We start from the raw sequence: 20,960 nt of genomic DNA, 5'->3' as shown, positions 1-20,960 counted from the left end.
GATGCGCCGGGACCGGGCCCCCGCCCCGGGCGCCGGGATGTCCGGGAAAAGAAGAAACGCGCAGCGCCCTGGGGGCCTGCGCGCTTCTTCCTGACCCAAATACCCCCGCCGGAGGCAGGCCGGGCCGTCAGGCCCGGGCTTTCATTCCGCAGCGATCCGCATCTCGGGCTGCGAGGGCCAGCCACCCGCGCGGAAGGCCGCCAGCAGCTCGTCCCGGCGCGCCTGCGCCTTTTCGGCGGCCGCGTCCTTGATGAAGCCGTAGCCCCGGATCTGCTGCGGCAGCGCGGCGAGTTCGCGCGCGATCTCCACGGTCGCGGGCGTCACCTTGGGCAGCACCTCGGCCATGTCCTGCTCGTACTGGCGCGCCAGTGCGCGTTCGCGGCGGCGCTCGCCCTGCCAGCCGAAGACGTCCAGCGGCGTGCCGCGCAGGCCCCGCAGCGCCGAAAGCGTGCGGAACACCGGCAGCATCCATGCGCCAAACTCGCGCTTCTTCGGGCGACCTTCCGAATCCTTGCCGCCCAGGAAGGGGGGCGCCATGTGAAAGGTCAGCTTCGTGTCACCCTCGAAGCTGCGGGCCACGCCCTCGGTCGTGGTCAGGTGCAGGCGGGCGACCTCGTATTCGTCCTTGACGGCAAGCAGGCGATACCAGCTTTCGGCCACCGTTTCGCGCAGCTCGGCGGGCGCCAGGTCCACCAGCTTGAGGAACCGGCGCTTGAGCTTGGGCCCCTGATAGCCGACCAGCCGCTCCGCACGATAGGCGACGGGATCGAAGCGCTCCACCTTTGCCGGCGCAGGCGCGGCCTGTTCGGGGTGAAGGATCGCCCAGCGGCCGATCTGGAAGGCGCGCTTGTTTTCCTCGGCCTTGGCGCCGTTCAGCTCGATGGCGCGCAGGATCGCTTCCTCGGACAGCGGGATCAGCCCCTGCTGCCAGGCCGCGCCGGTGATGAGCATGTTCGAGTAGATCGAGTCGCCCAAGTAGCGCTCGGCCAGCTTGGATGCGTCGAGGAAGGCCACATTCTCGCCCAGACGCGCCTGAAGCGACATCTTCAGCCGGTCGGCGGGCACGCGGAAGTCGCGGACGCGGGTGAACTCGCCGGTGATGATCTCGTGGTCGTTCACCACGGCGCCGGTGCGGCCGCCCGTCATCAGGCCGATGGTCTTGGCCCCGGCCGTCACCACGAGGTCGCCGCCGATGATGGCGTCGGCCTCGCCCACGGCGACGCGGATGGCGCTGATGTCCTCGGGCGCGTTCGCCAGCCGCAGGTGGATGTGGACCGCCCCGCCCTTCTGGGCGAGGCCCGCCATCTCCATCATACCGGCGCCCTTGCCATCCAGCTGCGCGGCCTGCGCCAGCACCGCGCCGATGGTCACGACGCCGGTGCCGCCGACGCCCGTGATGACGAGGTTATGGGTGCCGCTGATCGCCGGCAGCGCGGGCGCGGGCAGGTCGGGAAGCGCAAGCGTTTCGGCCGCCGGCTTGCGGAGCTTGCCGCCCGACACGCTGACGAAGCTGGGGCAGAAGCCCTTCACGCAGGAATAGTCCTTGTTGCAGGACGACTGGTCGATGGCCCGCTTGCGACCCAGCTTGGTGTCGAAAGGCACGACCGAAACGCAGTTCGACTGGACCGAGCAGTCGCCGCAGGCCTCGCAGACCTCGGGGTTGATCCAGACGCGGCGGTCGGGATCGGGGAACTTGCCCTTCTTGCGGCGGCGGCGCTTTTCGGCGGCGCAGGTCTGGACATAGACGATGGCCGTGACGCCGGGCACCTGCGACAGTTCGCGCTGCACCGCCATGAGGTTCGCGCGTTCCTCGAAGCGCAGGCCCTTGGGGAAGAGGTTGCGGTCCACCTCTTCCTTCTCGTCATGGACCAGCACCACGGGCACGTCGATCGCCTGCAGCTCGCGCACGATCTGGGGCGCGGTCAGTTCGCCTTCGTTCGGCTGGCCGCCGGTCATGGCGACGGCGTCGTTGAACAGGATCTTGTAGGTGATGTTGGTGCCCGCCGCCTTGGCCGCGCGGATCGCCAGCGATCCCGAATGGTTGTAGGTCCCGTCGCCCAGGTTCTGGAACACGTGAGGCCGCTGGGAAAACGGCGCTTCGCCGATCCAGTTCGCGCCCTCGCCGCCCATTTGGGTGAAGCCGGTGGTTTCCCGGTCCATCCACTGCACCATGTAGTGACAGCCGATCCCCGCATAGGCGCGGCTGCCCTCGGGCACCTTGGTCGAGCTGTTGTGCGGGCAGCCCGAGCAGAACCAGGGCGTCCTGACGGCGATCTCGGGCGCGTTGTCGGCGCGGCGCGTCTCGGCCAGCTTCGACAGCGCGGATTCCAGCCGGTCGGTGCGGCGGCCTTCCTCGATCAGGATGTCGCCCAGACGTTGCGCGATCAGCACCGGGTCCAAGGCATAGCGGGTGGGGAACAGTTCCAGCCGCCGCCCGTGTTCCCAGGTGTCGCCCTTGTGCCAGCCATAGACGCGGCGGCCGCGGCGGTCGTCGAAGATGGCCTCCTTGACCTGCACCTCGATCAGCTTGCGCTTCTCCTCGACCACGATGATGAGGTCCAGTCCCTCGGCCCATTCGTGGAAGCTGGTCATGTCCAGCGGCCAAGTCTGGCCGATCTTGTAGGTGGTGATGCCCAGCCGCTCGGCCTCGGCCTCGTCGATGCCCAGCAGCGACATGGCGTGGACCACGTCCAGCCAGTTCTTGCCGGCGGCGCAGATGCCGATCTTGGCTCCGGCCCGGCCCCACATCCGGCGGTCGATGCGGTTCGCGCGGGCAAAGGCCTCGGCGGCGAAGCGCTTGTAGTCGATCATCCGCGCTTCCTGCGCGACGGGCGTGTCGCCAAGGCGGATGTTCAGCCCGCCTTCGGGCATCGCAAAGTCGTCCGGCGTCACGAAGCTCATGCGGAAGGGGTCGCCGTCCACGACGCTGGTGGCCTCGACCGTGTCCTTCATGGTCTTGAGGCCGGTCCAGACGCCCGCAAAGCGGCTCAGCGCCCAGCCGTAAAGGCCGAAGTCCAGGATCTCCTGCACGCCGGCCGGGGACAGGACAGGGATATAGGCGTCCACCATGGCCCAGTCGGACTGGTGCAGCACGGTCGAGGATTCGCCGGTGTGGTCGTCGCCCATCGCCATGACGACGCCGCCATGCCTGGACGAGCCGGCCATGTTGGCGTGGCGCATTACGTCGCCCGTGCGGTCCACGCCCGGCCCCTTGCCGTACCACAGCGCGAAGACGCCGTCGTATTTCCCCTCGCCGCGCAGTTCCGCCTGCTGGCTGCCCCAGATGGCGGTCGCGGCCAGGTCCTCGTTCAGGCCCGGCTGGAACAGGATGTTCGCGGGATCGAGCAGCTTCTTCGACCGCATCATCTGCAGGTCCACGCCACCCAGCGGAGAGCCGCGATAGCCCGTCACCAGCCCCGCCGTGTTCAGCCCCGCCGCGCGGTCGCGCGCCGACTGCATCAGCATCAGTCGGACCAGGGCCTGCGTGCCGTTCAGAAGCACATGGCGCTTGGTCAGGTCGAATCGGTCGGCAAGGGAAATGTCCTGAACGCTCATCTTGCTTCCTCCCAAAGCTGGACGGCCTTTGGATGGCATTATAGGTCAGTCTCGCTGACCGATAAAGCCCTTTGTTCTTTTCGTGGTTGCCCCTATGTGTTGCGCACACCGCATGGCAGGGATGCAGCAAGGTATGAACGGGCTGGACTGGGACAAGCTGCGGATATTTCACGCGGTGGCGGAAGCGGGCAGCCTGACGCACGCGGGCGACGCACTGCACCTGTCGCAGTCGGCCGTCAGCCGTCAGGTGCGGGCGCTTGAGGAAGGCTTGGGCACCACGCTGTTCCACCGCCATGCGCGCGGCCTGATCCTGACCGAACAGGGCGAGATGCTGTTTGATGCCACAAAGGCGATGAACCGCAAGCTGGACACCACCGCCGCCCGCATCCGCGACAGCGAGGAGCATGTCTTCGGCGAACTCAAGGTGACGACCACCACCGGCTTCGGCACGCTGTGGCTGGTTCCGCGCCTGGCCAAGCTGTACGAGCGCTATCCCGATCTCAAGATCGACCTGCTGCTTGAGGAGCGGGTGCTGGACCTGCCCATGCGGGAAGCGGACGTCGCCATCCGCATGAAGGAGCCGAGCCAGGCCGACCTGATCCGGCGGCGGCTGCTGAACATCCGCATGCGGCTTTACGCCTCGCCTGAATACGCGGAACGGACCGGCCTGCCCCAGAAGGTCGAGGATCTGGCCGGCCACCGCCTGATCTGCCAGAATCCCACGACGCCGCAGGTGCAGGCGGGCGCCGTCCTGGCGCAGGCGCTGCTGAGCCGGCATTCCCCGTCCACCCTGCTGGTCAACAGCTACTTCGGCGTGCTGCAGGGGGTGCTCAGCCACGTCGGCGTCGGCATCCTGCCCAACTACATGGAACACGAGATGCCGCATCTTGTCCGGGTGCTGCCGGATGTCGAATCCACCGAAGTCCCGGTTTTTCTGGCCTTCCCCGAGGAATTGCGCTCGTCGCGCCGCGTTGCAGCATTCCGGGATTTCGTGCTTGAAGAAATCCAAGCGATGAAGCGCAACTCGGACGAGAGTTGAGCTTTTGTTCTTCTACTGCCGCCATGCGTCGGCCGCATGGCGGTCATGCACCAATAAAGTTAAGGCGTGCTTGAATAGCAGTCGGGCCGCCGCTTATTTGGACATTGAAGGAACGCGAGGAGACTCGTGTTGTTTCAACCTCCCTGTTGGACTTAGGCCGGGCCTTTGTGCCCGGCTTTTTTTTGCTGCACCGCAGCGCCGTCCTTCATCTTTCCCTTCCGCGCGGCTGGCCCTAGAAGGCACGCATCCGCACCATGGGGGACATGCGCCATGCAGAACGAACCTGCGATCACCGACGAACTGGTCGCCGCGCATGGGCTGAAGCCCGACGAATACCAGCGCATCCTGGAGATCATCGGGCGCACCCCGACCTATACCGAACTGGGCATCTTCTCGGCGATGTGGAACGAGCACTGCTCGTACAAGTCGTCGAAGAAATGGCTGCGGACGCTGCACACGACCGGCCCGCAGGTGATCTGCGGCCCCGGCGAGAACGCGGGCGTGGTGGACATTGGCGACGGGCAGGCCGTGGTCTTCAAGATGGAAAGCCACAACCACCCCAGCTACATCGAGCCGCACCAGGGCGCCGCGACCGGCGTGGGCGGCATCCTGCGCGACGTCTTCACCATGGGCGCCCGCCCGGTCGCCGCGATGGACGCGCTGAGCTTCGGGCGGCCCGAACACCCCCGCACCCCGCACCTGGTCAAGGGCGTGGTCGAGGGGATCGGCGCCTACGGCAACGCCTTCGGCGTCCCGAACGTCGGCGGCGAGGTCCGTTTTCACCGCGCCTATGACGGCAACTGCCTGGTCAACGCCTTCGCGGCGGGCCTCGCGGATGCGGACCGCATCTTCTACTCGGCGGCCTCGGGCGTGGGGATGCCGGTGGTCTATCTCGGCGCCAAGACGGGCCGCGACGGCGTGGGCGGGGCGACCATGGCCTCGGCCGAGTTCGACGATTCGATCGAGGACAAGCGCCCGACCGTGCAGGCCGGCGACCCCTTCACCGAGAAATGCCTGCTGGAAGCCTGCCTCGAGCTGATGGCGACGGATGCGGTCATCTCCATTCAGGACATGGGCGCGGCGGGCCTGACCTGTTCCGCCGTGGAAATGGGTGACAAGGGTGGCCTCGGCATCAGGCTGGTGCTGGACCACGTGCCCCAGCGCGAGGCCGCGATGACGGCCTACGAGATGATGCTGTCCGAAAGCCAGGAGCGGATGCTCATGGTGCTGAAGCCCGAGAAAGAGGCCGAGGCGCGGGCGATCTTCGAGAAATGGGACCTCGACTTCGCCATCGTGGGCGAGACCATTGCCGAGGACCGCTTCCTGATCCTGCACGGCAACGAGGTCATGGCCGACCTGCCGCTGTCCAGGCTGTCGTCGAGCGCCCCTGAATACGACCGGCCCTGGGTGGAAACCCCTGCGCCCGAGCCGCTGGGCGACCTGCCCGAGATCACGCCCGTCGCGGCGCTGAAGGCGCTGATCGGTTCGCCCAACTATGCCCGCAAGGCCTGGGTGTGGGAACAGTACGACACCCAGGTCGGCGGCGACACGATCCGCAAGCCCGGCCTTGGCGCGGGCGTCGTGCGGGTCCATGGCACGAACAAGGCGCTGGCCTTCACCAGCGACGTGACGCCGCGCTACGTGAAAGCGAACCCGGTCGAGGGCGGCAGGCAGGCGGTGGCGGAAGCCTGGCGCAACCTCGTGGCCTGCGGGGCGCGTCCGCTGGCCGCGACCGACAACCTGAACTTCGGCAACCCCGAAAAGCCCGAGATCATGGGCCAGTTCGTCGGCGCCATCAAAGGCATCGGCGAGGCCTGCCGGGCGCTCGACTTCCCCATCGTGTCGGGCAACGTCAGCCTTTACAACGAGACGGACGGCCAGGCGATCCTGCCCACCCCCACCATCGGCGCGGTCGGGCTGATCGAGACGCTGGACGACCTGATCGCCGGGGTGCCCCACAAGGGCGACCTCGCGCTGGTGATCGGGGCCACGCGCGGCCACATGGGCCAGTCGGCCCTGGCGGCCGAGGCCTGGGGGATCGAGGCGGGCGATGCGCCCCCGGTCGATCTGGCGGCCGAGCGCGCGCATGGCGAGTTCCTGCTGGCCCATCGGAATCACATCCGGGCGGCCTCGGATCTGTCGGACGGCGGCCTTGCGCTGGCGGCCTTCGAGATGGCCGAGGCGGCCGCCATCGGCGTCACGCTGGACGCCGCCGACATCCCGGTGCTGTTCGGCGAAGACCAGGCCCGTTATCTGGTTGCGGCCCCTTCCGCCGATGCGGCCTCACTCATCGAGGCGGCACGCGAGGCCGGGATCGAGATCGCGACCGTCGGCCGGTTCGAGGGGGACCGGGTCACGCTGGGCGGGGATTCGGCGGCGCTTGCCGAACTGTCCGCGCTTTACCGCAGCGCCTTTGCCGGCGCGATCAAGGGCGACGTGCCGGATCACGCCTGAGGGCTGGCGCAGAGAGGCCTTGACGCGGCGCCTGCGTCACGGCTCCGGCGCCTCCGGCGGGGGTATTTGGGTCAGAAAGAAGCCCGCCGGGCGGTGTTCGGGTCGGCCGGTCCCTTGCGGGCTGCTATCCCGGGACCGTCCATTCGGGCAGGATGACCGTGAAGCGGCTGCCCTGCCCCTTGGCGCTGTCGATCTTCAGCCGCCCCCGGTGGCGGGCGACGATGTGCTTGACGATGGCAAGGCCAAGGCCGGTGCCGCCCTTCTCGCGCGAGCGGTGGGTGTCCACGCGGTAGAAGCGTTCGGTCAGGCGCGGCAGGTGGACCTCGTCGATGCCTTCGCCGTCGTCTGCGATCTCGATCGCCCAGCCGGGGCCGCGCAGGACAGGCTCGTGCGGGACATGGGACAGGGTTGCGCGGACCTCTCCGCCGCTGCGGCTGCCGTATTTGACGGCGTTCTCGACAAGATTGTGCAGGACCTGCTGGATCTGGTCGGCGTTGCCCGCGACCGGCGCGGTCCTGTCGGTGCCGATCTGGCGCAGCGTGACGCCCGCCGCCTGCGCCGTCGGGCCCAGCGTGGCGCAGGCGCTGCGGACCAGCGCCGCAAGGTCCACGCGCTCGGCGGGACGGCGCCGCTCCTCCTGCTCGACGCGGCTGAGGGACAGCAGGTCGCCGATCAGGCGGTTCATCCGCCCGGCCTCGCGGTCCATGATCGCCAGGAACCGCTCGCGCGCGGCGGCGTCGTCGCGGGCGGGGCCGCGCAGCGTCTCGATGAAGCCCATCAGCGCGGTCAGGGGCGTGCGCAGCTCGTGGCTGACATTCGCCACGAAGTCGCGGCGCATCTGCTCGGCCTGCTCGATGCCGGTGGTATCCTCGAGCACGACTGCGGCGCCCCGGCGTCCCCGCAGCGTCAGCGGCGACACGGTGACCACGCATTTGCGTTCCCGCCCGCGCGCGCTGATCCCCACCGGCAGGCGCGCAGGCGCAGGCACCTTGGGCGCCGCGAGCACCTGGTCCACGGCACGGTTCACGAGCGGCTGGCGCAGGACGGTGACGAAGGGGCGGTCGGTCAGCCCGGGGCCCAGCATCTCGACGGCGGCGGCGTTCGCCATGACGACCCGCGCCTCGCGGTCCAGGACCAGCATCGCCGCGGGAACCGCATCGCCGATCTGCTGCAGGGCGACGCTGTCCATGGTTCGCCTCAGCCGACCGGCCGCAGGCCCGCGCGGTAGCGTGCGGCGTTGGCGCGGTAGCGGGCGGCCGAGTCGCGCAGGCGGGCGATGGCCGCCGCGTCAAGCTGGCGCACCACGCGACCGGGCGCGCCCATGACCAGCGCGCCGGGCGGGATTTCCTTGCCTTCGGCCACCAGCGCGCCTGCGCCGATCAGCGCGCCCTCGCCGATGACGGCGCCGTTCAGGATCGTCGCCCCCATGCCGATCAGTGCGCCGTCATGGACCGTGCAGCCGTGCAGGATCGCCTTGTGACCCACGGTGACATCCGCACCGACCCGCAGCGGGAAGCCGGGATCGGTGTGGAAGACGCAGCCGTCCTGCACGTTCGATCCCCGGCCGATGCGGATTTCCTCGTTGTCGCCGCGCAGGACGGCGGCCCACCAGACGCTTGCCATGTCTTCCAGCACGACGCGGCCGATCAGCTGCGCGTCCGGCGCGACCCATGCGTCGGGGGCGACCTGCGGGGCGGTGCCGTCAAGTTCCCAGATCATGCTGCATCCTCCATCAGCTTGCGGACAAACCCGCCCAGCGCGGGACGGCGGTCCCGGCGCAGGCGCTCGGCGGTCAGGATGGCGCGCAAGTCGGCCTCGGTCGCCTCGATGTCGTCGTTCACCAGCACATAGTCGTATTCGGCCCAGTGGCTGATCTCGTCGCGGCTTTTCAGCATCCGCCGCGCGATCACCTCGTCGCTGTCCTGGTTGCGCGACCGCAACCGGCGTTCCAGTTCCGGGAGGCTGGGCGGCAGGATGAAGATGGACACGACATGCGGTCCCAGCGCCGAGGCCCGGATCTGCTGGCCGCCCTGCCAATCCACGTCGAAAAGCGTGTCGCGCCCTTCGGCCATCGCCAGTTCCACGGGACCGCGCGGGCTGCCGTAGCAGTTGCCGAAGACTTCGGCATGTTCCAGCATCTGGTTCTGCGACACCATCTCGTCGAAGGCCGCGCGATCCATGAAGTAATAGTGCTGCCCCTCGACCTCGCCCGGACGCGGCGGGCGGGTGGTGGCCGAGACGGAAAAGCGCAGGGTCGGGTCCCATTCCATCAGCCGCCGCGCGAGCGTGGACTTGCCCGCGCCCGAGGGCGACGAAATGATGATCAGCAATCCGCTGCGCTGCATGGTTCCTCTCGCGGCTGTATGGCGCGGACAGTTGCCCCACGGGGGCGGCCAAGGTCAAGGACGCGGCATGGACCTTGGCCCTCGGCCGCTGTATTCCTGCGCGCATGGACAAGAAGCCGCCCCTGACCCTGTATCTCGCCGCGCCGCGCGGATTCTGCGCGGGCGTGGACCGCGCCGTGCAGATCGTGGAACTCGCGCTGCAGAAATGGGGCGCGCCCGTCTATGTGCGCCACGAGATCGTGCACAACCGCTTCGTCGTGGAGGGCTTGCGCGACAAGGGCGCGGTCTTTGTCGAGGAACTGGACGAGGTGCCCGACGACCGCCCCGTGATCTTTTCCGCCCACGGTGTGCCGAAATCGGTCCCGGCCGAGGCGCGGCGTCGCGAGATGGTCTTCGTGGACGCCACCTGCCCCCTGGTCAGCAAGGTCCATATCGAGGCCGAGCGGCACCATGCCGAGGGCCTGCAGATGGTCATGATCGGCCATGCCGGCCACCCCGAGGTGCTGGGCACGATGGGCCAGCTTCCCGAGGGCGAGGTCATCCTGGTCGAGACGGTCGAGGACGTGGCGCAGGTCATGCCGCGCAACCCGCAGCGTCTGGCCTGGATCACGCAGACCACCCTGTCGGTGGACGACACCGCGCAGATCGTGGCCGCCCTGCAAGCGCGGTTTCCCGCCATCGTGGGCCCCGCCAAGGACGACATCTGCTATGCCACGACGAACCGGCAGGCTGCCGTCAAGGCCATCGCGCCCAGGATCGACGCGCTGCTGGTGATCGGGGCGCCGAACAGCTCGAATTCGAAGCGGCTGGTCGAAGTCGGCCGCTCGGCCGGCTGCGATTACGCGCAGCTCGTGATGCGGGCCGCCGACATCGACTGGCGCGCGCTGGACGGCATCCGCGCCGTTGGCGTCACGGCGGGGGCAAGCGCCCCCGAAGTGCTGGTGGACGAGGTGATCGCCGCCTTCGCGGACCGCTACGACGTGACCGTGGAACTGGTCGAAACCGCGCAGGAACGGGTCGAGTTCAAGGTTCCGCGCGTGTTGCGCGAGCCCTTGGCGGGCTGAGCCGACACGGCGGCGCGCCAGCAAGCATTCGCACAGGGTTGAGCGATGAAGCTTTATTCCATGCCGTCCTCCGGCAACAGCTACAAGGTGCGGCTGCTTGCGGCCCTGCTGGGGCTTCGGCTCGACATCCGGGATGTCGAGAACGGATCGGCCGAACTGGCCGAGGCAAGGGCCGAAGGGCGGCTTCCCTTCGGCAAGGCGCCGGTGCTGGAACTGGACGACGGCACGCTTTTGCCCGAATCCAACGCGATCCTGTGGTTCCTGGGCGAAGGCACCCGCTTCGTTCCGTCCGATGCCGTCCTGCGGGCGCAGATGCTGGGCTGGATGTTCTGGGAACAATACAGCCACGAGCCCGTGATCGCCGTCCGCGCCGCGCTGCGCGTCTATCCCGAACGCGCGGCCCAGGCCACGCCCGAGCGGATGGCCGACCTGCTCGACCGCGGCCATGCGGCCCTGGACCGGATGGAGGCGCGGCTTGCCGCCCATGACTGGCTGGTCGGGGACGGACCGACCCTCGCCGACATCAGTTTGCATGCCTACACCCACACGGCGGCCGACCGGGGTGGCTTCGACATGGCCCGCTTTCCCGGGATCGGCCGCTGGCTTGAGCGGATTGCCCGCCTGCCCGGCTACGTGGGCCTTCATGGCTGAGCTTTTCGCCTGGACCGACGGCGCCTGCAGCGGCAATCCCGGCCCCGGCGGCTGGGGTGTGCTGATGCGCGCGCTGGACGGCGACACGGTCGTGAAGGAGCGAGAGCTATCCGGCGGCGAGCCCGCGACCACCAACAACCGGATGGAGCTGATGGCCGCCATCTCGGCGCTCGAGGCACTGAGCCGCCCCACGACCATCACCATCACCACCGATTCGGCCTATGTGAAGAACGGCGTCACCGGCTGGATCCACGGCTGGAAGCGGAACGGCTGGAAGACCGCCGACCGGAAGCCCGTGAAGAACGCCGACCTGTGGCAGCGGCTGGACCAGGCGCGCAACCGCCACCAGGTCACCTGGGCTTGGATCAAGGGCCATGCCGGGCACCCGGAAAACGAACGCGCCGACGAACTCGCCCGCGCCGGCATGGCGCCCTTCAAGTGACCGAGGGGCTCGCCCTCGGGGCAAGCCTGCCCGCGCTGGTCTGGCTGCTGGACTATGCCTCGGCGCTGGTCTTTGCGCTGACGGGGGCGCTGGTCGCCAGCCGCCTGCAGCTCGACCCCGTGGGCTTCATCTTCATGGCGACGATGACGGCCGTCGGCGGGGGGACGCTGCGCGACCTGATCCTGAACCGCGCGACGGTCTTCTGGGTGGACCGACCCTCGCTGATCCTTCTGGCGGCGGGGGCCGCGATGCTGGTCTTCTGGACGGCGCACCTGGTCGAAAGCCGCCAGCAATGGCTGCGCTGGCTGGACGCCTTCGCGCTGGCCGTGGCCGTCCCCGCCGGCGTGGGCGTCGCGCTCGAGGCGGGGGTCTCGCCCGTCATCGTGGTGCTGATGGGCGTTGTCACCGGCACCTTCGGCGGGCTGATGCGCGACGTCGTCGGCAACGAGCTGCCGCTGGTCCTGAAGCAGGGCGAGCTTTACGTCACCGCCGCCTTCGGGGGCGCCCTGACGGCGGCGGCGCTGATCTGGATGGGCCTCGACCGCTCTGCCGCGGTGGTGCTGGGCGGAGCCGTCACGCTGGTCCTGCGGCTCGGCAGCATGATCCTCGGCTGGCAGTTGCCGGTCTATCGCCCCCGTCCGCCGCGCAACCGCTAAAGCGGCGGAATGTCGCCCTCGGCGCGTTGGGCGTGGAAGGTGGCGACCCAGGCGTCCAGCGTTCCGCCCGCGATGGCGTCCCGCATCCCCTGCATGATCTCCTGATAGTAATGCAGGTTGTGCCAGGTCAGCAGCATCCCCGAGATCATCTCTCCGGCGCGGAAGACATGGTGCAGATAGGCGCGGGAATAGCCCGTGCATGCGGGACAGGTGCAATGCTCGTCCAGCGGCCGCGGATCGTCGGCATGGCGGGCGTTCTTGATGTTGACCTGCCCCCGCCGCGTCCAGGCCTGCCCCGTCCGCCCCGATCTCGAGGGCAGCACGCAGTCCATCATGTCCACGCCCCGCTGGACGGCGCCGACGATGTCGTCGGGCTTTCCAACGCCCATCAGGTAACGCGGCTGGTCCTCGGGCAGCAGGTCGGTCGCATAGTCGAGGACGCCGAACATCGCCTCCTGCCCCTCGCCCACCGCCAGCCCGCCGATGGCATAGCCGTCAAAGCCGATCCGGCGCAGGGCCTCGGCGCTTTCCTCCCGCAGGTCGCGTTCGACGCCACCCTGCATGATCCCGAACAGCGCATGGCCCGGCCGGTCGCCGAAGGCATCCCGCGACCGCTGCGCCCAGCGCATCGACAGCCGCATCGCCTCGGCCTGCCGCTCGTGCGTCGCAGGCAGCGCCGGGCATTCGTCGAAGGCCATCACGATGTCGGACCCCAGCAGCCGCTGGATCTCCATGCTGGTTTCAGGCGACAGGAAATGGCGCGAGCCATCGACGTGGCTGGCGAAGGTCACCCCCTCCTCGGTCAGCTTGCGCAGTTCGGCCAGGCTCATCACCTGGAACCCGCCCGAGTCCGTCAGGATCGGCCGGTCCCAGTTCATGAAGCGGTGCAGCCCCCCCAGCCGCGCGATGCGCTCGGCCCCGGGACGCAGCATCAGGTGATAGGTGTTGCCCAGCAGGATGTCGGCCCCCGTCGCGCGCACGCTTTCGGGCAGCATCGCCTTGACGGTCGCGGCGGTGCCCACGGGCATGAAGGCCGGCGTGCGGATCTCGCCGCGCGGCGTCTGGATGACGCCGGTGCGGGCGCGCCCGTCCGTTGCGTTGAGGGTGAAGGAAAATCCGGTCATCGGACGCTTCTAGCGGCGCCCCGATCATGCGGCAACGCCTCCGGCTTCTTTCTGACCCAAATACCCCGGGGTCCGGGGCGGAGCCCCGGTCCGGCCCCTCGGGCTAACCCGCCAGTTGCCGCAGGGTGCGGGCGCGGGCGGGCGGGATGGACCTGACCTCGAGGCCCGTGAAGACATGCATGGTGTTCAGCTTGCGGTCCATGACCGCGTGGTCGCTGACCCAGCCCCCCATCATCAGATAGCTCCGCAGCAGGGGCGGCATCCCGGCCATGGCCCGCCCGGCGTCAGGCTGGTCCGTGAGCGGGGCGAAGCGGACCACCTCGGGCGCCTTGACGCGGGGGCGCCAACGCGGGGGCGCAAGGTGGCGCTCGCGCAGCATGGCAAAGGCATCCTCGTAGCCGGCGGCATCGGTTCCCAGGAAGGACGAACAGCCGAACAGCAGTTCGGCCCCCGTCTCGTCCACGTGGCGGGTCAGCGAGGCCCAGGCCGCGCGCAGGATGTCGGGGTCGGAATGGGCGGGGCGGACGCAGAAGCGGCCGACCTCGACCATCGGACCAGGGAAACCGCGCAGGCCCTCGAGGTCGTAGTACTGCGCGGAATAGCTGCGGTCGATCTCGGCACCCGAGGAAAGGTGCATCATGCGGAAGCAGGCGACCAGCCGGCCACTGCGCATGTCCTCGATCAGGACATGGCGGCAGATGTCGTCCAGTGCGTCCCTGTCCAGCGCATCGGCGTCCTCCCGCCCGGTCCGCTGCCCGATGAAGCACAGCCAGCGCAGGCGCTGGGCGGCGCGCAGATCCTCCTCGCCCTGGGCGAAGCGCACGCTGTAGCGGCCCCTGCGCAACTCCGGCATGACGCCCGTTCCCCGATGGCGGGTTCCCCCGCGTGATTTAACGTCCGCGTGCGGACGACGTTCCCGCCCGGCCACGCGCTTGCCCCGGCGCGATCCCGCCCTAAGTTGAGGGGGAACCGCAATGGAAAGGCCGCCCCTCATGGCTGACAAGATCACCCGCAGCGACGTGGAATGGCGCGAACTGCTGGACCCCGCAACCTATCATGTGACCCGGCAGGCCGGAACTGAACGCCCCTTTTCTCACCCCGGCTTCCCCAAGGGGCCGGGCCAGTATGTCTGCGCCTGCTGCGGGGCCAGGCTCTTTGACGGCGACCAGAAGTTCGAAAGCCACTGCGGGTGGCCCAGCTTCTCGCGCGCGGCGGGCAATATCGAGGAACACCGCGACCTCAGCCACGGCATGATCCGCACCGAAGTCCGCTGCGAACGCTGCGACGCACACCTGGGTCACGTCTTTCCCGACGGCCCCCCGCCCACGGGCCTGCGCTACTGCATCAACGGCGTGGCGATCCGCTTCGTCCCGGAAGGGGCCGAGGTTCCGGCCTGAGGCCGAATCACTCGGCCTGCCCGAGGACGTCTCCGGCGTTGAACCGGCCGACGTTGCCCAGAAGCTGGCGCAGCAGGCCCGAGCTCTGGACGCCGTTGTCGGTCACGCGCCGCGACAGGACCACGATGCGGCCCCGTTCCAGCCCGAAGCGCTCGACATTGGTCACGACGCCCGCCTCGTCGAAGCTGATGGCGACGACCTGGCGGTCGATCTCGCGCGGGGCGTTCATGGCGTAATGCTCCCAGCGCGAGCCGACGTAATACCAGCTCGATCCGGTCAGCACTCCCTGCGAACCGGGCCGGCCGACCAGCGCCTCAAGATCGTCGCGCCGGGTCTGGCCGACGATCACGGCGGCAAGCTCGTCGTCGGTCGGGACGTGGCCGTGGTTGCGATACATCCGGGTGCAGCCGGCGGCCGCGACAATGGGAACCGCAAGGGCCAAGGCGATCGCCCGCCGCCGGGTCATGGACATCGGGACACCTTCCCCTCGTTCAGGCCCGCCCGTTGCCAGGGTCCGGCCTTTTGTTCTTAGCTGCCGCCTTCCGCACCCGAAGGCCCGGTTGACGGCGCCGGACCCGCTTAGCAAACTCGTACACGCCGCTCAAGAACATCGGGGCACAGGCGCCCCGTCCCGCAAACGCATCCTCCGGGATGCCTGCCCGACAAGGCAAGGTCATGTCTTCTGCACCCTTCACCCATGCGCTGCGCGTGTCGCAGCTGAACCCGCGCCGCCCCAACCCCGTGGACCTGTCCCCCGACGACGAGGCCCGCGCCCGGATCGCGGCCGCGCTGGACCTGACCGCCCCGCCCGAGGTCCGGCTGACCGGCACGATCACCGCCGCGCCGAACGACGCCTGGCTGCTGGAGGGCCGCCTGACCGCGCGGGTCCAGCAGGCCTGCGTGGTCACGCTCGCCCCCGTGCGAACCGCCATCGACGAGCCGGTGCGCCGCGTTTATTCGCCCTGGGCCTCGACCCCCGAGGGCGACGAGGTCGAGATGCCCGACGACGAGATCGAGCCGCTCGGGCCCACCATCGACGCGGGCGCCGTGCTGGTCGAGGCGCTTGCGCTGGCCCTGCCCCCCTACCCCCGCTGCGATGACGCCGAGCTGCCCGACGCGGCTGTCGATCCCGACGGGGACGGGGACGAGGGCGCGCGGCGACCGTTCCAGGGACTTGCGGATCTGTTGCAACGCAAGGACAATTAGGCCACGTCCGGACAACGCAGGGGCCTTTGCCCTTGCGGAACGCGGCTTTGTGCCGTATCTGCGCGGTTCGATCCGAAACACGAACGGGTCGGGATGAGGACTCACCCGACCCCCTGCCACCGAAGGTTGTCCCATGGCCGTCCCTCAGAACCGAGTTACCCGGTCCCGCCGCAACATGCGCCGTTCGCATGACGCGCTGGTCGCCGGTAACCCCAACGAATGCACCAACTGCGGCGAACTGAAGCGCCCGCACCACGTCTGCCCCTCCTGCGGTCACTATGCTGACCGTGAAGTCGTCGCCCAGGCGAACGACGTCGACCTGGACGACGACGCGGCCTGATTGCGCTGATCGCAGGGTGCGATGACGACCTCGCTTTCCAAGGCAGACCCGTCGCGCCCCGGCGTAACAGGCCCGGTGGTGATTTCGGTCGATGCGATGGGCGGGGACCGCGGCCCTGCCGCCGTCGTCGCGGGCATCGAGAAGAGCGCCGAAAAGAACCCTGACATCCGCTTCATCGTCCACGGCCCCGAGGATGAGCTGCGCCGCATGATCTCGCGGCGCAAGGGGCTGGCGGACCGTTGCGACATCCGCAACGCCCCCGGCGTCGTGACGATGGACGACAAGCCCGCGCAGGTGATCCGGCAGGCGCAGGACACCTCGATGTGGTCGGCCATCGAATCCGTCCGCGCGGGCGAGGCGACCGTGGCCGTCAGCTGCGGCAATACCGGCGCGCTGATGGCGCTGTCCACGCTGCGCCTGCGCAAGCTGCCGGGCGTGAACCGGCCCGCCATCGCGGTGCTGTGGCCGTCGCGCGGCCCGCAGGGATTCAACGTGATCCTGGACGTGGGCGCCGACATCAAGGCGGACGCGACCGACCTGCTGCAATATGCGATGATGGGCGCTTCCTACGCCCGCAACGGCCTTGGGCTGCAGCGCCCCCGGATCGGCCTGCTGAACGTCGGGACAGAGGACCACAAGGGCCGTCCCGAGCTGAAGGAAGCCCACGTGCTGATCGCCGCCGCCGCCGGGAACGCGAATGCCGAATATGTCGGCTTCGTCGAGGGCAGCGACCTGATGAGCGCCCGCGTGGATGTGATCGTGACCGACGGCTTCACCGGCAATATCGCGTTGAAGACCGGCGAGGGGACGGCCAAGCTGGTCGGCGACTTCCTCAAGGACGCCTTTGCCAATTCCATCATGTCCAAGTTCGCCGCCGTTCTCGCCATGACCTCGCTGAAGCGGCTGCAGAAACGCATCGACCCCCGTCGCGTGAACGGGGGCGTGTTCCTCGGGCTGAACGGCACGGTGGTCAAGTCCCACGGCTCGGCCGACGCGACCGGGGTTTCCGCCGCGATCAAGCTGGCCTTCAAGCTGGCGCAGTCGGGTTTCCAGGACAGGCTGGCCGCCCGCGTGGCGCAGGCCAACGAACAGGCCGAGGTCGCCCAGGGCACCAGGCAGGCAGGTGCATGATGCGGCGGTCGGTGGTGCGGGGCACGGGGCATTACCTGCCCGAACGCGTGGTCGAGAACAGCTATTTCGAATCGATGCTGGACACCACGGACGAGTGGATCCGCTCGCGCACGGGGATCGAGCGCCGGCATTTCGCGGCCGAAGGCGAGTTCACCTCGGACCTGGCCATCGCCGCCGCCCGCCAGGCGCTGGAACGCGCGGGCATGGTGGCCGAGGACCTGAACGCGATCGTCGTTGCGACCTCGACCCCCGACCTGACCTTCCCGGCCACCGCCACCATCGTGCAGGCGGGCCTAGGAATGCAGCGCGGCTTTGCCTATGACATCCAGGCGGTCTGCGCGGGCTTCGTCTTCGCGCTGGCCAATGCCGACGGGCTGATCCGTTCGGGCCAGGCGGACCGCGTGCTGGTCATCGGCGCCGAAACCTTCAGCCGCATCATGGACTGGACCGACCGCGGGACCTGCGTCCTGTTCGGCGACGGCGCGGGCGCGGTGATCCTCGAGGCCGTCGAAGGCGAGGGCACCAGCGACGACCGCGGTGTTCTGGCGACCGACCTCAACAGTGACGGCAACCTGCGCGAACTGCTTTACGTGGACGGGGGCGTCAGCCGGACCGGCACGGTGGGCTTCCTGCGGATGCAGGGGAACCTCGTCTTCCGGCACGCGGTCGAAAAGCTGGCGGGCACCGCCAAGCGGGTGCTGGACAAGGCCGGGTTGACGCCCGGCGACATCGACTGGCTGGTTCCGCACCAGGCCAACCTGCGGATCATCGCGGGCACTGCGCAGAAGATGCAGTTGCCGATGGACAAGGTGGTGCTGACGGTCGCGGACCACGGCAATACCTCGGCCGCCTCGATCCCGCTGGCGCTGTCGGTTGCGGACACGCAGGGCAAGTTCAAGCCGGGCGACGTGATCGTGACCGAGGCCATCGGCGGCGGCATGAGCTGGGGCAGCGTCGTCCTGCGCTGGTAGGGCACACGGCGCAGCCGGCGCCTGTCCCTCGCGGGGACCGGAACCTGCCTGCAGGCACATGGTTCTTCCCGCTCATGCCTTTCTTGTCCTGGGCTGGGCCCATGCAGGGCGACCCTTGCGGGGGCGTGGAACCCTGACCCCCTTCTTCTTGCCGCGCTGGCCCTCTGGGCCGGGCTGCTGCTGCGCCGGCAAGGCCGCGTCCCCGGATGGACGGCCTGGGCATTGGCGGTGCTGGTCTTCGTCTCGCCGCTCTGCAACCTCACCTCGGCGCTGTTCTCGGCGCGCGTTGTTCACCATGTCCTGCTGAGCGCGGCCATCGTGCCCCTTCCCCTGGCGGGGCTGACCCCTGGGCGGCGACAGCGCCTGCGGATTCTTGGCCCAAGCGCGGCTGTTCTGCTGCACGCGGGGGCGATGTGGGCGTGGCACGCGCCCGGCCCCTATGCCTGGGCGCTGTCCACCACGCCGGGATACTGGCTGATGCAGGCCACGCTGGCGGGAAGCGCCGCGGCCGTCTGGCTGTGCGTGCTGGTGCCCGACCGTGGCGCGGCCGTCATCGCCGCAGGAGGCACCTTCCTGCAGATGGGTCTTCTGGGCGCGATCATCCTGTTTGCGGGCCAGCCGCTTTACGCCGCCCATCTTCTGACCACCGCGGCCTGGAGCCTGAGCGCGCTGGCGGACCAGCAGCTTGCCGGGCTTGTCATGTGGGTGCTGGGCGCCCTGCCCTACATGGCCGCGCTGCTGTGGCAGGCGGCGCGGCTGGCCGATGACCTGCCCGAGACGGTGGAACCCGCGCGGTGATTGCGACCCTGTCCGACGTCATCACAGGCGCCGTCACCTCCGAAGCCTTCCTCGCGGCCATCAAGTTCCTTCATGTCGGCGCCATCGCGCTCTGGGTCGGAGGGCTGATCGGCCTGCCCTGGCTGATGGCGCAGCGCGACGGGATCAGGCGGCGCGGCGGCCGGAACGCGCTGCACCGCCTGCACGCCACGGCGCGGACCCTGCATATCGGGCTGGTTTCGCCCGCCGCGGTGGTGGCGATCGTCTCGGGGACGGCGCTGATCTTCCTGCGCGAAACCTATGCACCCTGGTTCACCGCCAAGCTGGGCTTCGTCGTGCTGCTGGGGGCGGGTCACGTCCTTTGCGCGCGCAAGATGGTCAGGCTGTTCGCCGACGACCCCATCGAGGAAGAGCCGGAAGGCAACGTCGATCCCCGCCGCCTTCTGCTTCGCCCCGGACGGGCTGTCCTGCTGAACGCCTGATCGGCGTAGGCGCGCTGGCGGGCCTTTACTACTGGCTGCCGCACCTGACGGGGCGGCTGTCGATCCACCGGCTGTCCATCCCCGCCTTCTGGCTGATCTTCCTGGGCTTCAACGGGACCTTCCTGCTGATGCACCTGACCGGACTGCTGGGGATGCCGCGCCGGGTCCACGGCTATGGCTGGGACGACGGCTGGGCGGCGCTGAACCTGGCGTCCTCGGTCGCGGGCTTCATCCAGGCCATGGGCTTCGGGCTGGTGATCCTGGACGTGATCCTGACGCGGCGCCACGGGCCGGCGTTCCGCCGCAATCCCTGGGGCGCGCAGACGCTGGAATGGGCCACCGCCACGCCGCCGACCAACTACAACTTCGCGGCCCTGCCCCACATCGACCGCTGCGGTGACACGCTGGACCCGGGCGCGCTGGGCGGACGCCTGGCGGCGGGCCACGGCTATCTGGCGACGCCGCGCGGCTGGCAGGAAACGATGGTGGTCGAGGCCGTGTCCGACCGGGCGGACCACTTCGCCATCCTGCCCCGGCGCACCTACCTGCCGCTGGTGCAGGGGCTGGTGTCCTGGGGCGCGATCCTGTGCATCCTGTTCAAGCTCTACCCGCTGGCCGCCGGCCTTGCACTGGTGCTGGCGGCCCTGTTCATCCTGGGCGCACAGGGGGCGGGGCTGGGCCGTGACCACGGCCCCCTGCGCGTGGGCGGAGCGTTGTTCCTGCCGCCCCACCCCGAGGTCCGCAACTCGCTGCCTGCCTGGGGCATGACCTTCACGCTGCTGGCCAATGCGGCGATGGTCTCGGCGCTGGGCTTCGGCGTCCTTTACCTGCGGCTGACCGCGCCGAACTGGCCGCCCCCGCCCGAGGCGATGGCCCTGCGCGGCCCGGGCGTGGCGCTGGCCGCGCTGGTGTCCGTCGGGCTGATCTTCGCGGCGGCGGGGGTGTCGCGCCTGACCATCCGCGCGAATGACCGCGACGAGGCCAAGGGCCGCTGGATCGGGGCGACCGCGCTGCCACTGGTGGGGGCGGCGGTGCTGGGCTTCTGGCTGCTGGCCAGCGGGCACCTGCCCGATCCCCGCGCCCATGCCCTGAGGGCCACGCTGAACGCGCTGGCGGCTTACGTGGGCGTTCATGCGGCGCTGGGGCTGGCCTTCCTTGCCTCGAACGCCGTGCGCTCGGCGGGTGGCTGGACCAGCGCGCGGCGCGGGACGGACTTCCTGCTGACGCGCATGTGGCTCGTCTATACCGCCGCGGCGGCGGCGATCAGCCTGGGTCTGGCGGCGCTGGTGGTCTGAGGCGGCCCTTCCCCCGGCCGCGCCCGCGCGC

Annotated in this window: 21 protein-coding genes; 14 read left to right on the top strand and 7 right to left on the bottom strand. The window is 69.4% G+C overall.

The window, feature by feature from the left end; all coding sequences use genetic code 11:
• Window positions 1-141: 141 nt before the first annotated feature.
• Window positions 142-3,555 carry an indolepyruvate ferredoxin oxidoreductase family protein gene (locus CK240_RS06090; RefSeq protein WP_095639442.1) on the bottom strand — a complete coding sequence of 1,138 codons (3,414 nt, stop codon included), beginning with the start codon at window positions 3,553-3,555 and terminating at the stop codon, window positions 142-144.
• A 142-nt stretch (window positions 3,556-3,697) separates the two neighbouring features.
• Between CK240_RS06090 and CK240_RS06085 the strand changes: the two genes are divergently transcribed.
• Together CK240_RS06085 and purL are read left to right on the top strand one after the other, a co-directional pair.
• On the top strand, window positions 3,698-4,594 hold the full coding sequence (locus CK240_RS06085; RefSeq protein ID WP_095639517.1) for a LysR family transcriptional regulator: 897 nt from the start codon (window positions 3,698-3,700) through the stop codon (window positions 4,592-4,594).
• A 270-nt stretch (window positions 4,595-4,864) separates the two neighbouring features.
• Complete coding sequence (gene purL / locus CK240_RS06080; protein WP_095639441.1) at window positions 4,865-7,048, top strand: phosphoribosylformylglycinamidine synthase subunit PurL; 2,184 nt, start codon at window positions 4,865-4,867, stop codon at window positions 7,046-7,048.
• Window positions 7,049-7,172: 124 nt separating this feature from the next.
• Here the strand turns inward: purL and CK240_RS06075 are convergent, their stop codons facing one another.
• The 3 genes from CK240_RS06075 to gmk are packed head-to-tail and all read right to left on the bottom strand — an operon-like array spanning window position 7,173 to window position 9,393.
• The gene (locus CK240_RS06075) at window positions 7,173-8,237 is read right to left on the bottom strand and encodes a sensor histidine kinase (RefSeq protein ID WP_095639440.1); all 1,065 of its coding nucleotides are present in this window, start codon (window positions 8,235-8,237) and stop codon (window positions 7,173-7,175) included.
• Window positions 8,238-8,245: 8 nt separating this feature from the next.
• A complete protein-coding gene (locus CK240_RS06070) occupies window positions 8,246-8,767 on the bottom strand; it encodes a gamma carbonic anhydrase family protein (RefSeq protein ID WP_095639439.1) in 522 nt (173 codons plus the stop codon).
• Window positions 8,764-9,393: a guanylate kinase gene (gene gmk, locus CK240_RS06065; RefSeq protein ID WP_095639438.1), complete on the bottom strand. Its 630-nt coding sequence runs from the start codon at window positions 9,391-9,393 to the stop codon at window positions 8,764-8,766. The genes CK240_RS06070 and gmk overlap by 4 nt, the downstream gene beginning before the upstream one ends.
• Before the next feature lie 104 nt (window positions 9,394-9,497).
• Between gmk and ispH the strand changes: the two genes are divergently transcribed.
• From ispH to CK240_RS06045, 4 genes are read left to right on the top strand one after another with little or no spacing between them, the layout of a single operon-like run.
• Window positions 9,498-10,457 carry a 4-hydroxy-3-methylbut-2-enyl diphosphate reductase gene (gene ispH / locus CK240_RS06060; protein WP_095639437.1) on the top strand — a complete coding sequence of 320 codons (960 nt, stop codon included), beginning with the start codon at window positions 9,498-9,500 and terminating at the stop codon, window positions 10,455-10,457.
• A gap of 45 nt (window positions 10,458-10,502) precedes the next feature.
• Window positions 10,503-11,108, top strand: a complete 606-nt coding sequence (locus tag CK240_RS06055; RefSeq protein ID WP_095639436.1) for a glutathione S-transferase family protein — start codon at window positions 10,503-10,505, stop codon at window positions 11,106-11,108.
• A complete protein-coding gene (gene rnhA, locus CK240_RS06050) occupies window positions 11,101-11,550 on the top strand; it encodes a ribonuclease HI (RefSeq protein ID WP_095639435.1) in 450 nt (149 codons plus the stop codon). The genes CK240_RS06055 and rnhA overlap by 8 nt, the downstream gene beginning before the upstream one ends.
• Window positions 11,547-12,206, top strand: a complete 660-nt coding sequence (locus CK240_RS06045; protein WP_420818611.1) for a trimeric intracellular cation channel family protein — start codon at window positions 11,547-11,549, stop codon at window positions 12,204-12,206. The genes rnhA and CK240_RS06045 overlap by 4 nt, the downstream gene beginning before the upstream one ends.
• Here the strand turns inward: CK240_RS06045 and tgt are convergent.
• The gene (tgt, locus tag CK240_RS06040) at window positions 12,203-13,330 is read right to left on the bottom strand and encodes a tRNA guanosine(34) transglycosylase Tgt (RefSeq protein ID WP_095639434.1); all 1,128 of its coding nucleotides are present in this window, start codon (window positions 13,328-13,330) and stop codon (window positions 12,203-12,205) included. The two genes, CK240_RS06045 and tgt, sit on opposite strands and share 4 nt — an antisense overlap.
• Before the next feature lie 103 nt (window positions 13,331-13,433).
• Window positions 13,434-14,183, bottom strand: a complete 750-nt coding sequence (locus CK240_RS06035; protein WP_095639433.1) for a GNAT family N-acetyltransferase — start codon at window positions 14,181-14,183, stop codon at window positions 13,434-13,436.
• A gap of 139 nt (window positions 14,184-14,322) precedes the next feature.
• On the opposite strand from CK240_RS06035, the gene msrB reads away from it, so the two are divergent.
• Window positions 14,323-14,727, top strand: coding sequence for a peptide-methionine (R)-S-oxide reductase MsrB (gene msrB, locus CK240_RS06030; protein WP_095639432.1), 405 nt, complete (start codon window positions 14,323-14,325; stop codon window positions 14,725-14,727).
• A 7-nt stretch (window positions 14,728-14,734) separates the two neighbouring features.
• On the opposite strand, the gene CK240_RS06025 is transcribed toward msrB, so the two are convergent.
• Entirely contained in the window at window positions 14,735-15,199 is a 465-nt protein-coding gene (locus CK240_RS06025; protein WP_095639431.1) for an outer membrane protein assembly factor BamE, read from the bottom strand.
• 203 nt (window positions 15,200-15,402) lie between these two features.
• On the opposite strand from CK240_RS06025, the gene CK240_RS06020 reads away from it, so the two are divergent.
• From CK240_RS06020 to CK240_RS05995, 7 genes are all read left to right on the top strand, one after another.
• Entirely contained in the window at window positions 15,403-15,933 is a 531-nt protein-coding gene (locus CK240_RS06020) for a YceD family protein (protein ID WP_095639430.1), read from the top strand.
• A 133-nt stretch (window positions 15,934-16,066) separates the two neighbouring features.
• Window positions 16,067-16,273, top strand: a complete 207-nt coding sequence (gene rpmF / locus CK240_RS06015; RefSeq protein ID WP_095639429.1) for a 50S ribosomal protein L32 — start codon at window positions 16,067-16,069, stop codon at window positions 16,271-16,273.
• A 21-nt stretch (window positions 16,274-16,294) separates the two neighbouring features.
• A complete protein-coding gene (gene plsX, locus CK240_RS06010) occupies window positions 16,295-17,404 on the top strand; it encodes a phosphate acyltransferase PlsX (protein WP_095639428.1) in 1,110 nt (369 codons plus the stop codon).
• Window positions 17,401-18,375 carry a beta-ketoacyl-ACP synthase III gene (locus CK240_RS06005; RefSeq protein WP_167649977.1) on the top strand — a complete coding sequence of 325 codons (975 nt, stop codon included), beginning with the start codon at window positions 17,401-17,403 and terminating at the stop codon, window positions 18,373-18,375. The genes plsX and CK240_RS06005 overlap by 4 nt, the downstream gene beginning before the upstream one ends.
• A 21-nt stretch (window positions 18,376-18,396) precedes the next feature.
• Window positions 18,397-19,173: a cytochrome c oxidase assembly protein gene (locus CK240_RS06000; protein ID WP_338048956.1), complete on the top strand. Its 777-nt coding sequence runs from the start codon at window positions 18,397-18,399 to the stop codon at window positions 19,171-19,173.
• On the top strand, window positions 19,170-19,634 hold the full coding sequence (locus CK240_RS18630) for a CopD family protein (RefSeq protein ID WP_167649976.1): 465 nt from the start codon (window positions 19,170-19,172) through the stop codon (window positions 19,632-19,634). The genes CK240_RS06000 and CK240_RS18630 overlap by 4 nt, the downstream gene beginning before the upstream one ends.
• Window positions 19,631-20,929: a cbb3-type cytochrome c oxidase subunit I gene (locus tag CK240_RS05995; protein WP_240517315.1), complete on the top strand. Its 1,299-nt coding sequence runs from the start codon at window positions 19,631-19,633 to the stop codon at window positions 20,927-20,929. The genes CK240_RS18630 and CK240_RS05995 overlap by 4 nt, the downstream gene beginning before the upstream one ends.
• The last annotated feature ends 31 nt before the right edge of the window (window positions 20,930-20,960 follow it).

This window comes from Paracoccus salipaludis (assembly GCF_002287065.1).
Lineage (GTDB): Bacteria > Pseudomonadota > Alphaproteobacteria > Rhodobacterales > Rhodobacteraceae > Paracoccus > Paracoccus salipaludis.
Note: the sequence above shows the minus strand (reverse complement) of the source record. Positions and strands in the feature narration are given on the sequence as shown.

Bases quoted from the DNA above. Each gene is read 5' to 3' on its own strand.
- CK240_RS06025 (WP_095639431.1), bottom strand. From the start codon at position 15,199: ATGTCCATGACCCGGCGGCGGGCGATCGCCTTGGCCCTTGCGGTTCCC.
- CK240_RS06005 (WP_167649977.1), top strand. From the start codon at position 17,401: ATGATGCGGCGGTCGGTGGTGCGGGGCACGGGGCATTACCTGCCCGAA.
- msrB (WP_095639432.1), top strand. From the start codon at position 14,323: ATGGCTGACAAGATCACCCGCAGCGACGTGGAATGGCGCGAACTGCTG.
- rpmF (WP_095639429.1), top strand. From the start codon at position 16,067: ATGGCCGTCCCTCAGAACCGAGTTACCCGGTCCCGCCGCAACATGCGC.
- CK240_RS06075 (WP_095639440.1), bottom strand. From the start codon at position 8,237: ATGGACAGCGTCGCCCTGCAGCAGATCGGCGATGCGGTTCCCGCGGCG.
- CK240_RS06020 (WP_095639430.1), top strand. From the start codon at position 15,403: ATGTCTTCTGCACCCTTCACCCATGCGCTGCGCGTGTCGCAGCTGAAC.
- CK240_RS06070 (WP_095639439.1), bottom strand. From the start codon at position 8,767: ATGATCTGGGAACTTGACGGCACCGCCCCGCAGGTCGCCCCCGACGCA.
- rnhA (WP_095639435.1), top strand. From the start codon at position 11,101: ATGGCTGAGCTTTTCGCCTGGACCGACGGCGCCTGCAGCGGCAATCCC.
- ispH (WP_095639437.1), top strand. From the start codon at position 9,498: ATGGACAAGAAGCCGCCCCTGACCCTGTATCTCGCCGCGCCGCGCGGA.
- gmk (WP_095639438.1), bottom strand. From the start codon at position 9,393: ATGCAGCGCAGCGGATTGCTGATCATCATTTCGTCGCCCTCGGGCGCG.
- tgt (WP_095639434.1), bottom strand. From the start codon at position 13,330: ATGACCGGATTTTCCTTCACCCTCAACGCAACGGACGGGCGCGCCCGC.
- CK240_RS06035 (WP_095639433.1), bottom strand. From the start codon at position 14,183: ATGCCGGAGTTGCGCAGGGGCCGCTACAGCGTGCGCTTCGCCCAGGGC.
- purL (WP_095639441.1), top strand. From the start codon at position 4,865: ATGCAGAACGAACCTGCGATCACCGACGAACTGGTCGCCGCGCATGGG.
- CK240_RS06090 (WP_095639442.1), bottom strand. From the start codon at position 3,555: ATGAGCGTTCAGGACATTTCCCTTGCCGACCGATTCGACCTGACCAAG.
- plsX (WP_095639428.1), top strand. From the start codon at position 16,295: ATGACGACCTCGCTTTCCAAGGCAGACCCGTCGCGCCCCGGCGTAACA.
- CK240_RS06055 (WP_095639436.1), top strand. From the start codon at position 10,503: ATGAAGCTTTATTCCATGCCGTCCTCCGGCAACAGCTACAAGGTGCGG.